This is a genomic window from Pusillimonas sp. (genome assembly GCF_029263785.1).
Taxonomy (GTDB): Bacteria; Pseudomonadota; Gammaproteobacteria; order Burkholderiales; family Burkholderiaceae_B; genus Pusillimonas.
The window spans coordinates 1-14,383 of sequence record NZ_JAJUFE010000010.1; the positions used below are offsets into that span (position 1 = coordinate 1).

Below are 14,383 nucleotides of genomic sequence, written 5' to 3' on the forward strand. Positions count from 1 at the left end.
GCCCCGGACGGATACCAAGTCTGATTATCTTGTTGGAGCTACCGCCGCGCTGACTGACAAACTTGATCTACGGTTCGACGCACAGTTCAATCCGGAATCACGAGACCGCAACCGCATGTCTGCCGGTGTGCGGTGGCGGCCCCAGCGCCTGGCGATGCTTGCGGCGAATTACCGCTATGAACGCGACCCCAGCCAGATCATCAACCCTGACATCGTTCATTCGCCGACGTACATTGATCGAAGCAAAGAGCAGGTGTCGGTGTATGGTCAATGGCCACTGCATAAAAAGCTCTATGCCTTGGGCCGGCTGGATTATTCATTGCAGGAAAAGCGCTCTACCCAGTCGATATGGGGACTGGAATACCGGGGAGATTGCTGTTGGGCCGCGCGGGTTGTTTACCAACGCTATGCCGTATCACAACAAGACACCAACACTGCTGTTTTCTTCCAGCTTGAATTAAGCGGGTTGGGCTCGTTGGGCACCGACCCGATGGGAACCTTGTCGCGAAATATTTATGGCTATCAGCCGGTATCCCAACCCATACCCGAAAAAACCACCTTCGAGAGGTACGAATAATGCGTAGTCAGCACATTGCCCGCCGGCTCGCGTCCTTGCTGCTTGTGTTTGGCATGGCGTCTCCGGTTGCCGCGCAACCCCGTTCGGGCGCCCAGTCCCCGTCTGATGCCCCCGCATCGCAGGTCGTGGACGGTATTGCAGCCGTGGTCAATAATCAGGTCATTACCTTGCGTCAGGTGGATGCGGAAGCCAAGCTAGCGCAGCAGCAGCTTGAGCGTCAGAAAATAGCGGTACCCGATTCAGACGTATTGCGCAGGCAAGTGCTGCAACGGATGATCATGGACGAATTGTTGCGCCAGGAAGCCAAGCGGCTAAACATCGAAGTCACCGAAGCCACTGCGCGGCAGGCTGCCCAGACGATTGCCCAGCGCAACAATATAAGCGTCGACCAATTGCGCGCCGAAATTGAGCGGTCCGGTGTGCCGTGGTCCGTTTACCTCAAAGAGCTGCGGCATGAAGTGCTGGTCGATCAAATCCGCCAGCGAACGGTAGATCGCAATATCTTCATCTCTGATGCCGATGTGGATGCCTTCCTCAAGACGCAACAGCGCCAATCAGGCTTGTCATCCCTGGCGCAGCCCAGCCAGACGCAACAGTCTGCGCCGCGCGTGCTGGGTCTGGCGCAGATCCTGGTCGCGGTGCCCGAAGGAGCGCCAAGTTCCGAGGTTCAGCGCCTCAGAGCCAAGGCAGAGGAGATTCTGTCGCGCCTGCGAGGTGGTGCTGACTTTGCTGCTGTTGCTGCAGCTTCGTCGGATGCCCCGGAAGCGCTTCAGGGCGGAGAGTTGGGAGTGCGTCCCCCCGAAGGATGGCCCGACCTGTTTTTGACTGCAACGCAGAACGTACCGACGGGTGGTATCAGTGACATCATCCAAAGCGGCAACGGCTTCCACATCCTGAGGGTGCTGACCCGCGGTGAGGAACAACAACCCGCGGCACAAAGGCCTGCACCGGATCCACGTCAGGCTTCCCCAATGCCCGACGGTCCGATGATGGTGACTCAGACGCGCGCCAGCCACATCCTTCTCAAGATCACGCCGGCCATGACCGAGGAGCGTGGTCTGGAACGCATGCGGCAACTGCGTCAGCGCATTGAAATGGGCGAGAGCTTCGAAGAACTGGCACGACTTTATTCGGAAGACGTCACGGCGCCCCAGGGCGGCGATCTGGGCTGGTTGAGCCCGGGCGAGACGGTACCGGCATTCGAGCAGGCCATGAATGCTTTGCAGCCTGGCCAAGTCAGTGAACCGGTGTTGTCGCAGTTCGGATGGCATTTGATTCGCGTGGACGAACGACGTGAGAAGGACATGGAAGATGAGTACCGGCGCATGCAGGCGCGTCAGATTCTATTCCAGCGTCGTGTCGAGCCCGCGTTCGAAGACTGGCTCAATCAGCTACGGGGTCAGGCTTATATCGACAACAGGCTGGATCCGCAGTCCAGTCGTCGCCCGCGTTAGGATCTTCATGGCGCACCATCACGCTCGCAAGCGTTTCGGTCAACACTTTCTGGTCGATGAAGGAGTGATCGACGCCATCGTCAGAGCCATATCACCAAAACGCGCCGATAACGTTGTCGAGATTGGTCCGGGTCTGTCGGCCCTGACCAGACCCTTGCTGAACGCCCTGGACCATCTGACTGTCGTCGAAATTGATCGCGACCTGGTGGCGCGCTTGCGTAACACCTATAGTTCCCAGCGCCTCACCGTTGTAGAGTCCGACGTGCTGGAAGTGGATTTTTCGACGCTGGGTGCCGGCTTGCGAGTCGTAGGAAACCTGCCCTACAACATATCCAGCCCCTTGCTGTTTCACTTGATGCCGTGGGCCGATCAGGTGATTGATCAGCACTTCATGCTTCAGCGCGAAGTGATCGACCGCATGGTGGCAAAGCCATCTACCTCGGAGTACGGACGTCTTTCTGTGATGCTGCAGTCCCGGTATGACATGGAAAAATTGTTCGATGTGCCGCCCGAGGCGTTTGATCCCCCGCCAAGAGTCGTGTCAGCCGTGGTTCGAATGATCCCGCTTCCCGCTGACCGGGCGCGTGCGCACGATGAGGCGTTTTTCTCACAAGTCGTTGCCAGGGCTTTCGCCCAGCGCCGAAAAATGCTTCGCAAAGGCTTGGGCGATTGGGCCAGGCACGTCGACTGGGATGTTGTCGGCATCCCGGAAACTGCTCGTGCCGAAGAGCTGTCCGTGGCGCAGTTCATTGCGCTGTCAGACTGCCTGGGCGCAGCCGCTCTTTAGCCAAAAAACCAGTAGCACACGCCGATAGCTGCCAGGATGCCGGCCAGATCACTCAACAATGCGCATCCGACGGCATGGCGCGCACGTTGAATGCCGACGGCGCCAAAATATACCGCCAAGACATAAAAAGTGGTCTCGGTACTGCCTTGCACGGTTGCGGCGAGCAGGGCAGGGAAGCTGTCCACGCCGAAATGCTGCATGGTTTCGATGAGCATGGCGCGCGCTGCGCTACCTGAAAATGGTTTGGTCAGCGCCGTTGGCATGGCGTCCACGAACCGGGTGTCGAGTCCGCTTGACGATGCAGCCCAGCGCAAGACATCAAGCAGGGCATCCAGCGCTCCCGAGGCACGCAGCACGCCGATCGCGCATAGCATGGCAACAAGATAGGGCAGCAGATTCTTCGAAATATCGAAGCCCTCTTTGGCTCCTTCGATGAAGGCCTCATATACCGGGACCTTCTTCCAGTATCCCACCATCAGGAATACGGCAATAATGCCAAAAAGCGTGAGATTGCCCATCAGCGAGGACAGGGTGCTGATGGCGGCTGTAGACAATGTTGCCAGCAGTGCCATGAAGCTGCCCAGAAGCACGACGGCGCCACCCACCCAGGCCAGCACGACCGGATCATGAAGCTTGAGTCGCTGCATGAAGGCGACCGACAGCAGTCCGACTAGCGTTGAGGCAGATGTGGCAAGAAGAATCGGAAGAAAGACCATGGCAGGGTCGGGGGCGCCCTGTTGAGCCCGATACATGAATATGGTTACAGGCAACAGGGTAAGCGACGACGCGTTCAGGACCAGAAACAGGATTTGTGCGTTGGTGGCCGTGCGGGGCTCCGGATTGAGCGTTTGCAAGGAATGCATGGCTCGCAAACCGATGGGGGTGGCAGCGTTATCTAGTCCCAGGCCATTGGCCGCAAAGTTCAGCGTTATCAATCCTATCGACTCATGTCCTGCCGGTACGCCCGGCATCAGTCGCCGAAATAGCGGAGAAAGTATTCTCGACAGTAATTGAATCAGGCCCGCGCCTTCCGCGATGCGCAGAAAACCCAGCCAAAGGGTAAGCGTGCCAAAAAGCAGGATCATCAGCTCGACAGACAGCTCGGCCATGTCGAACAGGCTGCCTACGATGCGCGTGAAGACTTCGGGGTCGTTCAGGAAAATCCACTGGTACAGGCCCGCGACCAGCGCGATGATGAAGAATGCGAACCACAGTGTATTTAGCATGAGTCAGGGGCCATCGTGACTGGTGAATGAGCAGTGAAATAACTGGATTGTCGCAGACTACGCCTTGTCAGGCATCTTTATGGCGATGGTATTGTTGGATAATGGCTCATACGCTTTTAGTCGAGGTGCTTCATGGATTTGGACTGGAAACACTGGCGTCGCAGGTGGTTGTCAGATCCCTTGTTCCGCATGGCACAAAAAGCCATGCCCAGGCTTTCTGTCACAGAACAAGAGGCCATCCAGGCCGGCGATGTCTGGTGGGACGCTGAGCTCTTTTCAGGCTGCCCTGACTGGCAACGCTTCATGGCCATCCCTCCCGCTCGCTTGTCGGACGAAGAGCAGAGTTTTATTGAAGGTCCTGTGGCACAGCTGTGTGCCATGATCGATGACTGGGATATCTCCTGGAACCGCTACGATCTGCCGCCGGATGTCTGGAGCTTTCTCAAGGAGCATGGTTTTTTCGGGATGATTATCCCCAAGCAGTATGGGGGTTTGGGCTTTTCTGCATATGCGCATTCCGAAGTGGTTCGCCGGATCTCAGTGCAATCGGTAACCGTCGCGGTCACGGTTATGGTGCCCAACTCCTTGGGGCCGGGCGAATTGCTGCTGCAGTTCGGAACCAGGGCCCAGCGTGATTACTGGTTGCCGCGATTGGCTTCGGGCCAGGAAATCCCGTGCTTTGGGCTTACCAGCGCCGAGGCCGGCTCAGATGCCGCCGCCATGACCGATACCGGCATCATCTGCAGGCGCGAAGTGGATGGTGTCGAGCAACTCGGGATACTGCTCAATTGGCGCAAGCGCTACATAACCTTGAGTCCTGTCGCCACGGTGCTGGGCTTGGCATTCAAGCTCTATGACCCAGACCATCTGGTGGGAAAGCGAACAGACCTGGGCATATCGGTAGCATTGGTGCCGACGAGTCTGCCGGGTATCAGTATCGGCCGGCGCCATCTTCCGGCGATGCAGGCCTTTCAGAACGGTCCGAACGAAGGTCATGATGTTTTTGTACCGCTTGATGCGTTGATCGGCGGGATCGAAAGAGCCGGGCAAGGGTGGGTCATGTTGATGAGCGCACTGGCGGCCGGCAGAGGCATTTCGCTGCCGTCCCTGGCGGCAGCTGCCTGCGTGTTTTCGGCACATACTGCTGGTGCCTACGCACGCGTGCGTAGGCAGTTCGGGGTTCCCATAGGCAAGTTTGAAGGGATTCAGGAAAAGCTGGGCCGTATGGCCGCCAACGCATATCTGGTCGATGCGGCGCGCCGCTTTACATGCGCGGGTCTGGATATGGGGCACAAGCCCTCGGTCGTGTCAGCCATCATGAAACTGCATGCCACCGAGCGAATGCGCCAGTCGGTCAACGACGCCATGGACATCCATGCGGGCAAAGCCGTTATCGATGGCCCTGCCAATTATCTGGGCGGCTTATATCGCGCCTTGCCTGTTGGAATTACGGTAGAGGGCGCCAATATCGTTACGCGCAACCTTATCGTCTTCGGGCAGGGAGCCATTCGTGCCCATCCGTACCTGATGACAGAACTGCGTGCTTTGGCAGACCCCGATCGCGAAGCGGGTCAAGATGCATTTGACAGCATCATCTGGAAGCATGTTGGGCATAGCACCAAGACCTTGCTGCGCGCCCTGGGGCACGCGTGGACCGGCGCGCTGTTTGCAAGGGCTCCCCGAAATGTCGGGCGAAGTGCTGCATTCTACCGACGGATCACGCGTTACGCGGCCGCCTTTGCCGTCCTGTCCGAAATGACGGTGCTTACGCTTGGGGGCTCTCTCAAGCGTCGTGAGATGTTGTCAGCCAGACTGGGCGACATTCTGGCCGAGTTGTACCTGCTGTCAGCGATGTTGAAGCGTTGGCACGAGGAGGGGCAGCACGAGCCCGACCTGCCTTTGGTCAAGGTATGCGCCTTCCAGGGCTTTTCGACCATAGAGAAACGGATCGACGACATTGTTCATAATTTCCCGGTTCGATGGTTAGGCAGAGTGCTGCGCCTCCTGATACTGCCGGGTTTTACCCGTGTCCGTCCGCCTACCGATGCAGCCTTGGCAGCGGGTGCACAGATCCTTCTGGAACCCAGCGAGGCGCGTGAACGTCTGGTGGGGGCGGTGTGGAGCCATTGCACAGGGAAGGCAGTCGAAGAACTTGAGCTGGCTTTTGATCGTGTCGTCAAAGCACAGCCTCTGATGGACAGCATCCGCCAAAGTGGTGTCAAGGATTGGCGTGTTGCCCACGCGAAAGGGGCGATCAGTGATTCCCAGGCTCAGGTCTTGGAAGAAGCCGAGCAGGCCGTGACGCAAGTGATACAGGTAGACGACTTTGCCCCCGATGCGTTTGCGCGCACATGACGTTTCAACTCCCGACCACCTGTCTATCCCGCGAGTGATCAGGACCCGGATCGGGCCAGCATCAGATGACAAGCGTCGTATATAGCGGTATATTGCGGCATGCGTCGTCCCTTTCCAATTCGGTCGGTCTTGGCTAGAGCAGCCCTGCTCATTGTGGGGGGGGTGTTGAGCTGCCGTGTGGCGGCCGGGGAGCTTACCGTATCTGCAGCGGCAAGCCTCACAAACGCTTTTCGAGAACTGGCAACGCAATTTGAGGCACGGCATGCCAACATGCAGGTACAGTTGAATTTTGCGGGTTCGGGCGCGCTGGTGCAGCAAATAGCTTTAGGTGCTCCGGTAGATGTACTGGCTTGCGCAGATGAGGCCACCATGGACCGCGCGCAGCAGCAGGGTCTGATCGATGTCACGCAACGACGTGACTTTGCGTCGAACCAGCTTGTCGTCATTGTGCCCAAAGGCGACAAGGCTCCTGGATCCCTGGACGAAATCGCACAACTTGAACGGGTCGCCATCGCCAGGCCCGCAAGTGTGCCTGTGGGACGCTATGCGCAAATTGCCTTGGATCAGGCCGGACTCTGGAACGCAATTCAGCCGAGGGTCATCGGCGCACAAAGCGCTCGCCAGGTGCTGGATTATGTCGCGCGTGGCGAAGTCGATGCGGGCTTCGTGTATGCCACTGATGCAGCCGCAATGAGCGACAAGGTCAGCGTGGCATTCATGGTAAGCAGTTCCGGCCCTATTCTGTATCCTGTTGCTCCGGTAAAAGGCAGCTCTGCGCGCGAGGAAGCTGCTCTTTTTATCGACTTCATTCATTCCCCCGAAGCCCGGGCCGTACTGGCCAAGCACGGCTTTGGCATGCCCTGACGGACTGCCCATGGAACAGGCCTGGATTCCATTGGCGTTGACCCTCAAGGTCGCCGGCTGGGCGACCCTGATCACCATGGTCCTGGGCGTCGCTTTGGGCTACTTGCTGGCGCGTACACGATTTCCCGGAAGAGATCTGCTGGACGCCGTCTTGACACTTCCGATGGTGCTTCCGCCCACGGTCATCGGCTATTACCTGCTGGTGCTGGTGGGTCGAAACGGACCTGTTGGTGAATGGTTGCTTGGCACCTTTGGCATCCATCTGATCTTTACGTGGCAGGGCGCAGTATTGGCGGCAGCCATCGTAGCGTTGCCCCTGACATTCAAATCGGCCAGGGCAGCATTTGAACTGGTGGACCCTCAATATGAGCAGGCGGCGCGCGTGCTCGGAATTGGCGAAGTAGCGATCTTTTTCCGAGTTACCCTGCCCCTGGCCTGGCGTGGAATCCTTGCCGGTGTACTGCTCTCTTTTGCACGCGCCGCCGGCGAATTCGGCGCGACGCTGATGGTGGCTGGAAGTATTCCCGGTAAGACCCAGACGCTGTCCATTGCCGTTTACGAAGCGGTTCAGGCCGGTCAGGATGACCTGGCGAATTTCCTGGTGCTGATTACTTCGCTTACCTGTATTGCTGTACTTTTGGCAGCCGGAAAACTTGTGCCCGGGCGTGTCCCGGAGAGATCTTGAGATGGCGATGATCTGGGATGTGGATTTGCGGCACCGTTTTCCGGGAAGCACTCACAGCTTCGAGCTGGACATGCAGTTTCGCAGCAACCGCCGCAGACTGGTTCTGTTCGGCCCGTCGGGTGCGGGCAAGAGCTTGGCCTTGAAGATGATTGCGGGCCTGATGACGCCCAGCGCCGGTCACGTCCGCCTGGATGGCGATGCCTTGTTTGACAGTATCCAGGGTGTAAACCTGTCACCCCAGCGACGTGGGCTGGGATATGTGTTTCAGCATTACGCCTTGTTCCCGCATCTGACGGTCTCTCAGAATATCGCTTTCGGCCTGCACCGGGGTCTTGTGAATCCCAGGCGTTCGGTGCATCTGGACACCGTTTCTCGCTGGATAAAGGTGCTGCATCTGGAGAACGTCGCCAATCAATACCCAGAGGAGCTTTCCGGCGGTCAGCGACAGCGTACTGCTTTGGCGCGTGTGCTGGTAACCGAGCCACGTGCGCTATTGCTGGACGAACCTTTTGCAGCGCTGGATCGGCCCTTAAGACGGCGATTGCGGGAGGAACTGAACGAACTGCTGTCCCGCCTTGATATCCCGTTATTGCTGATTACCCATGATGAGGACGATGTCCTTACCTTGGCGGATGCAGTCATCCGTGTTGACGGGGGGCGGGCAGGCGAGGAATTCGACCCCGCCAACCTGAGTGCGTGACGATAATGTGCTGATTGGAGAGGTGTCAGTCCACCCGACTGTTTGCCTGAATCAGTTCTATCTTGTAGCCATCCGGGTCTTCCACGAATGCGATGACTGTCGTGCTGTGCTTCATCGGACCGGCTTCGCGAACCACGTTGCCGCCTTTCTGCTTTATCTGTTCACAGGCTTTGTACGCATCGTCGACCTCAAGGGCGATATGGCCATAGCCGTTGCCAAGGTCGTACTCGGTGGTGTCCCAGTTATGGGTCAGTTCGATGACGGCACCCTCGCTCTCGGGCTGGTAGCCGACGAAGGCCAGAGTGAATCTACCCTCGGGGTAATCCTTGCGTCGTAGCAGTTTCATGCCCAGTACTTCTGTGTAGAAGGCCAGGGATCGTTCGAGATTTCCAACGCGGATCATGGTGTGAAGCAAGCGCATATTTTCTCCGTTCAAATCAGGGGCAGGGATGCCGGGTCGTGTTGGCGCAGGGCGTTGCGAGCCGATTCGAAGCCGGGCAACATTCGCCCGACTTCTTTCCAGAACTCCTTGCTGTGGTTCATTTGTCGCAGATGGGCGATCTCGTGTACCACGACGTAGTCGATGATGTCTGGGGTGAAATGAATCAGGCGCCAGTTGAGCATGATGTTGCCGTCGCTGGTGCAGGACCCCCAACGCGTCGCTGCCGATGATAGCCGCCAGCGATTAATGGTGAGGTTGTTGGCGTTGAGGAAATGTTCAAGTCGACGACCAAACCATTCGATGGCCCGTGCCTGCAACCACGAGTGCACGGAGTCTCGTACACGCTGGTGTTCGGCATCGCGCGGCAGTGCAAGCAAAAGCTGGTCGTTATCCTGCGGTGCGAGCTCTTGGCCGGTAAAGGCATGAGCCGTGCCCGAGTGACCCAGTCCTAATAGTATACGTTTGCCCAAGTACGGGATCGAGGTGCCGTCAGACCAATCCGTGTCAGCCAGTGCAAGTTGTTCGCGGCGTTCTTGCATCCATCGGAGCTTTTTCAGAACCCACTGCGACTTTTCGCGCACGGCGTCATCAATCTGGCCAAGCGTCACCCAGTTGGGCGCAGTGACAATAAGGCCATCGTCGTTGATAGCCAGCCCGATACTCTTGCGTCTTGAACGACGCAGTACGAAGCCTATGGTCTGAGTGTCAGTATCGACTTCGCGCCAACGAGCCAGGGGAGGAAGCGAAGGAGGGGGCGTGATGGACAGTGGCCTGAGCCTGGGCTGCTGTCTGGGCTCGGGAGGCAGGGGAGTGATGCACACATGGTCGCCCGATTCAAACAGGCTGAGTTGCCTATTCTCGAGCGGCATAGCGTTCGGGGTTGAGCTGTCGCATTTCATTTTCAATCCAGTCCCGCACCTGTCTGTTGACCTCCTCTGCGTCCTTCCCGGCTGTCTCGATGGGCGGTCCGATGGAAACCGTAACAAGGCCAGGCCTTTTCAGGAAGGATTTCTTTGGCCAGCACTCGCCGGCATTGTGCGCTATGGGTACCACTACTACGCCAGTCCGGGTGGCCAGCAAGGCGCCTCCCATTTTATAGCGGCCTTCTTTGCCCGGCGGAACGCGTGTTCCTTCAGGGAAAAGCAGGGGCCACCGGCCTTCATTCAGGCGCTTCTGCCCCAAGCGCACCACTTGCTCGAACGCGTCCTTTCCCTTGCTGCGGTCGATGGGAATCATGCGCAGTAATGCCAGGCCCCATCCAAAGAACGGGATGCGGTTCAGTTCCTTCTTGTAGACAAAACACACTTCGCGAGGAAGATATGCCGGCATGAACAGGGTTTCCCATGCCGACTGATGTTTGCTCAATACGATGGCAGGCGCATCGGGAAGGTTTTCTTCGCCCTTGATCTGCCAGCGTATGCCCGTAATGACCCGCGCACCCCAGATAGCCAGCCGGGCCCATCCTATGGTCAGCCGGTAGCGCAACTTGAGAGGTAGCGGAGCCCATAGCAGACACGCAAACGCGTATGGAATGACAGTAATGATCAGGAACAGTAAGTACGCGGCAGAACGAAACGCAGTCATAAGCAGGCCTCAGGCCTCAAGCCAGCGATCAACTATTTGCGAGAGGTCGTCAGCGATCTGGGTGCCGGGAGGCAGTTCGCCGCTGTCGCGTGTCTTGACTCCGTTGCCGGTCAGGACCAGCCAGGGCGAACAGCCGGCTTCTGCTGCAGCCTGCAGGTCACGCAGCGAATCACCCACAGCCGGAACGTTCTTGAGACTGATGTCATAACGCCGGGCGATATCGTGGAACATGCCTGGTTTGGGCTTGCGGCACTGGCAATTGTCGTCGGGACCGTGTGGACAGATGAAGATGGCATCAACGTGACCACCCAGTTGGGAGAGCTCGAGACGCATCTTGGCGTGCATGGCGTTTAACGTTTCCATGTTGAACAGGCCGCGCGCAAGCCCTGACTGGTTGCTTGCAATGACGACTCGCCATCCCGCCTGAGCAAGTCGTGCTATGGCCTCGAGGCTGCCTGGCAAGGCCACCCATTCAGCCGGGTTCTTGACGAAAGTCGGGCTGTCGTGATTGATGACGCCATCCCGGTCAAGGATTACCAGCTTCACGATGCCAGCCTCGACAGATCTGCAACCCGATTCATGGTGGCGTGCAGTGCATTCAGAAGCGCCAGCCGGTTGGCCCGTATTACAGGATCGTCGGCCATGACCATAACGTCGTTGAAGAAAGCATCGACGGCCGTGCGTGCATCGGCCAGGGTCGCCAGAGAGGCAGTAAAGTCCCCTTTGTCGAACTGGGCCTGGGCGGCCGGCCGGATTTGGTCAATGGCGTCAGCAAGTGCCCGCTCGGCCTCTTCCGTAAACTTGGATGCATCGACGGATACAGGTGTGGCGGTACTTTTCTTGAGAATATTGCCAATACGCTTGTTCGCCGCAGCGAGGCTATCGGCTTCTGGCATCCGGATGAAGCTTTCGCAGGCGTTGATTCGCACGCGAACCTCGTGCAACGGAGGAAACAGGGCAAGCACTGCATCGACGACGTGCTTGTCGTGATCCGTTCCGAACTGGTTGCGACAGCGTTCGTAAATAAACTGGCGAACCGCTTCGGGAGCATCGGCTGCGATATCGAAAGGGGTAAAGGTGGTGGCAGCGAACTCAAGAAGTTCGTCGATGGCCAGGCGGGAATCGTCGGGTACCGACAGGTAGCCGCCTGCGCTCAGCTGTTCGAATGCACTGATGATTCCCAGGGCTGCACGCCGCAAGCCGTAGGGATCACGCTCACCGGTTGGGAGCAGGCCGATACCCCAGATACCTATCAGTGTTTCGGTTCGCTCGGCGATGAAGAGGATGGCGCTGATGAGTGTGTCATCGTTGACCGCCTGCTCAAGACGTATGCGGTACTGGTTTCGCAAGGCGTCGACCACGCGTGGGTCTTCACCGTCAGCCTGGGCGTAGTAGGCACCCATGACGCCTTGCAGCTCGGGAAACTCGGCGACCATATTGGTTACCAGGTCGGCTTTGGCCAGTTGCGCGGCGCGGTCCGCGAGGTTGGCATCGGCCTTGAGCCGATCAGCCAGATAGCGCGCAATGGCCCGGACGCGCTCTGTGCGTTGTTGCTGTGAGCCCAGCTTGTTGTGATAGACGCTGTCTGAAAGCGCGTCGACACGTTCAGCCAGCGCTTGCTTGCGATCCATTTCATAGAAGAACCGGGCGTCGGCCAATCGAGGGCGCACGACACGTTCGTTACCTTCAATGATGTTGCTGGGGTCTTCCACGCGCATATTGCTGACGATAAGGAAGCGATGAGTAAGCTTGCCGGTATCGGGCTCGAACAAGGGGAAATACTTCTGATTCAAACGCATCGTAAGAATCAGGCACTCGGGCGGCACGTCAAGGAAGCCGGGATCAAACTGTCCGGCATAAACCGTGGGATGTTCGACAAGCGCCGTAACTTCGTCAAGAAGGCTCTCGACTTCGGGGTCGTCGCCCAAGGTGGCCCCGAGACGGGATGCGTGCTCTTGCAATTGTTCGAGGATGTTTTTCCGACGGGCCTGGAACGAGGCTACGACCATCCCCTTGTTCAGAAGAACAGACTCATAGCTTGAAGCATCGTTCAGCTCAATGGTTTGGTCGCCCATAAACCGGTGGCCGGAGGTTGTATTGCCGGCTGTCAGGCCCAGCGCCTGCACGGGAATGACATCACTGCCCCATAGCGCGGCCAGGCCATGCGCCGGCCGCACGAACTTGACAGTGGTCACGCCGTCGGCCAATTGATATCGCATCACTTTTGGGATGGGCAGATTATCGATGGCGTAGTCCAAGGCTTCCTGAAGGCCGTCGACCAGCTTTGCGCCGGGAGCCACGCCATTGGCATAAAGGTAGTCTTGCTTTCCATCGGACTCCCGAACAAGGTCGGCAGGGGCCAGGTGTTGCAAGCCCTTGCTGGCAAGCTTCTTGAGCAATGCCGGGGTGGCTTCGCCGCTTTCGGTCATGCCCACCTTGGCGGGCATGAGCTTCTCGCTGTATTGCTCTTCCGGCGCCTGCTCGAGCACGGCATCGATCAGAACAGCCAGGCGACGCGGAGTGGCGTAGTCGATAGCCGTACACTCGGCGCTGACCAGTCGTTTTTTTTCAAGGGTATCGCGGATGCTTTGGGCAAAGGACCGGCCGAGTTTCTGCAGGGCTTTCGGGGGCAGTTCTTCGGTAAGCAGCTCGATAAGAAGTGGGCGCACCTGACTCATTTCGCGCCCTCCGCCGCAAGCATGGGGAAGCCAAGTCTTTCTCGTGAATCGTAGTACGCCTGGGCGACGCTGCGAGAAAGGTTGCGGATACGACCGATGTAGGCGGCACGCTCGGTAACGCTGATTGCGCCGCGGGCATCCAGCAGGTTAAAGGTGTGCGCAGCCTTGAGGGTTGCCTCGTAGGCCGGCAGGGCCAGTGGCACTTCGATCAGGCGTTTGGCTTCAGCCTCGTAGTCGTTGAAATGAGAAAACAGCATGGTGGTTGATGCGTATTCAAAGTTGTATGTCGACTGCTCTACCTCGTTCTGGTGGAACACGTCGCGGTAGAGAACGGGGCGACCATCTGCGTTCGAGGTCCAGACCAGGTCGTACACGCTTTCAACACCCTGAAGGTACATGGCCAGGCGCTCAAGCCCGTAGGTGATTTCGCCGGTTGCCGGAGTGCAGTCCAGACCACCCACTTGCTGGAAGTACGTGAACTGGGTGATTTCCATGCCATTTAGCCAGACTTCCCAGCCCAGGCCCCAGGCGCCAAGTGTGGGGTTTTCCCAGTCGTCTTCGACGAAGCGAATGTCGTGCTGCGCAGGGTCGATGCCCAAGGTACGCAACGATTCAATGTAGAGGTCGAGTATTTCGGGCGGCGCGGGCTTCAGCACCACCTGATACTGGTAATAATGTTGAAGGCGGTTGGGGTTTTCGCCGTACCGGCCGTCCTTGGGGCGACGCGATGGCTGCACATAGGCCGCACGCCAGGGTTCCGGGCCGATGGACCGCAAGAAGGTGGCGGTATGGGACGTGCCCGCGCCAACCTCCATGTCGTAAGGCTGAAGCAGGGCACAACCCTGTTTGTCCCAGTATTGCTGGAGTTTCAGGATGATTTGCTGAAAGGTGAGCATGAATGAAAGCCAGTAAAGCGAAAATTGCGCAAAGCCGCAAAATTCTTCAATTTTAACGTGCTTCGCCATTGCGGACTTGAGCCGGGCAGATTGATTCGATCGCGGGTTAGCGTGGAACGCATTTTGGCGACAGAA

At 58.1% G+C, this 14,383-nt stretch carries 14 protein-coding genes; 7 read left to right on the plus strand and 7 right to left on the minus strand.

Annotation, left to right across the window (positions count from 1 at the left end):
• The 3 genes from lptD to rsmA all read left to right on the plus strand — a co-directional run.
• Window positions 1-577: LPS assembly protein LptD (lptD, locus tag Q1J88_RS04615; protein ID WP_301116382.1), on the plus strand; the 577-nt coding region annotated here is incomplete at its 5' end.
• On the plus strand, window positions 574-2,031 hold the full coding sequence (locus Q1J88_RS04620) for a peptidylprolyl isomerase (protein WP_301116436.1): 1,458 nt from the start codon (window positions 574-576) through the stop codon (window positions 2,029-2,031). The genes lptD and Q1J88_RS04620, both read left to right, overlap by 4 nt.
• Before the next feature lie 7 nt (window positions 2,032-2,038).
• A complete protein-coding gene (rsmA, locus tag Q1J88_RS04625; protein WP_301116383.1) occupies window positions 2,039-2,818 on the plus strand; it encodes a 16S rRNA (adenine(1518)-N(6)/adenine(1519)-N(6))-dimethyltransferase RsmA in 780 nt (259 codons plus the stop codon).
• Here rsmA and Q1J88_RS04630 read toward each other — a convergent pair.
• Window positions 2,815-4,044: a spore maturation protein gene (locus Q1J88_RS04630; protein WP_301116384.1), complete on the minus strand. Its 1,230-nt coding sequence runs from the start codon at window positions 4,042-4,044 to the stop codon at window positions 2,815-2,817. The genes rsmA and Q1J88_RS04630 overlap by 4 nt on opposite strands.
• A gap of 138 nt (window positions 4,045-4,182) precedes the next feature.
• Between Q1J88_RS04630 and Q1J88_RS04635 the strand changes: the two genes are divergently transcribed.
• From Q1J88_RS04635 to Q1J88_RS04650, 4 genes are all read left to right on the plus strand, one after another.
• Window positions 4,183-6,399 (plus strand): acyl-CoA dehydrogenase, encoded by a 2,217-nt coding sequence (locus Q1J88_RS04635; RefSeq protein WP_301116437.1) that lies wholly within the window; start codon window positions 4,183-4,185, stop codon window positions 6,397-6,399.
• Between the two features lie 177 nt (window positions 6,400-6,576).
• On the plus strand, window positions 6,577-7,263 hold the full coding sequence (gene modA / locus Q1J88_RS04640; RefSeq protein ID WP_301116438.1) for a molybdate ABC transporter substrate-binding protein: 687 nt from the start codon (window positions 6,577-6,579) through the stop codon (window positions 7,261-7,263).
• 10 nt (window positions 7,264-7,273) lie between these two features.
• Complete coding sequence (modB, locus tag Q1J88_RS04645) at window positions 7,274-7,948, plus strand: molybdate ABC transporter permease subunit (protein ID WP_301116385.1); 675 nt, start codon at window positions 7,274-7,276, stop codon at window positions 7,946-7,948.
• Window positions 7,949-7,955: 7 nt separating this feature from the next.
• Window positions 7,956-8,648, plus strand: coding sequence for an ATP-binding cassette domain-containing protein (locus Q1J88_RS04650; protein WP_301116440.1), 693 nt, complete (start codon window positions 7,956-7,958; stop codon window positions 8,646-8,648).
• Between the two features lie 25 nt (window positions 8,649-8,673).
• On the opposite strand, the gene gloA is transcribed toward Q1J88_RS04650, so the two are convergent.
• From gloA to glyQ, 6 genes are read right to left on the minus strand one after another with little or no spacing between them, the layout of a single operon-like run.
• Window positions 8,674-9,069 carry a lactoylglutathione lyase gene (gene gloA, locus Q1J88_RS04655; RefSeq protein WP_301116386.1) on the minus strand — a complete coding sequence of 132 codons (396 nt, stop codon included), beginning with the start codon at window positions 9,067-9,069 and terminating at the stop codon, window positions 8,674-8,676.
• Between the two features lie 11 nt (window positions 9,070-9,080).
• Window positions 9,081-9,959 (minus strand): SprT family zinc-dependent metalloprotease, encoded by an 879-nt coding sequence (locus Q1J88_RS04660; RefSeq protein WP_301116387.1) that lies wholly within the window; start codon window positions 9,957-9,959, stop codon window positions 9,081-9,083.
• Window positions 9,943-10,674: a lysophospholipid acyltransferase family protein gene (locus tag Q1J88_RS04665; protein WP_301116388.1), complete on the minus strand. Its 732-nt coding sequence runs from the start codon at window positions 10,672-10,674 to the stop codon at window positions 9,943-9,945. The genes Q1J88_RS04660 and Q1J88_RS04665 overlap by 17 nt, the downstream gene beginning before the upstream one ends.
• 9 nt (window positions 10,675-10,683) lie before the next feature.
• The gene (gene gmhB, locus Q1J88_RS04670; RefSeq protein ID WP_301116389.1) at window positions 10,684-11,220 is read right to left on the minus strand and encodes a D-glycero-beta-D-manno-heptose 1,7-bisphosphate 7-phosphatase; all 537 of its coding nucleotides are present in this window, start codon (window positions 11,218-11,220) and stop codon (window positions 10,684-10,686) included.
• Window positions 11,217-13,352 (minus strand): glycine--tRNA ligase subunit beta, encoded by a 2,136-nt coding sequence (gene glyS / locus Q1J88_RS04675; RefSeq protein WP_301116390.1) that lies wholly within the window; start codon window positions 13,350-13,352, stop codon window positions 11,217-11,219. The genes gmhB and glyS overlap by 4 nt, the downstream gene beginning before the upstream one ends.
• A complete protein-coding gene (glyQ, locus tag Q1J88_RS04680) occupies window positions 13,349-14,248 on the minus strand; it encodes a glycine--tRNA ligase subunit alpha (protein ID WP_301116391.1) in 900 nt (299 codons plus the stop codon). The genes glyS and glyQ overlap by 4 nt, the downstream gene beginning before the upstream one ends.
• Window positions 14,249-14,383: the final 135 nt, after the last annotated feature.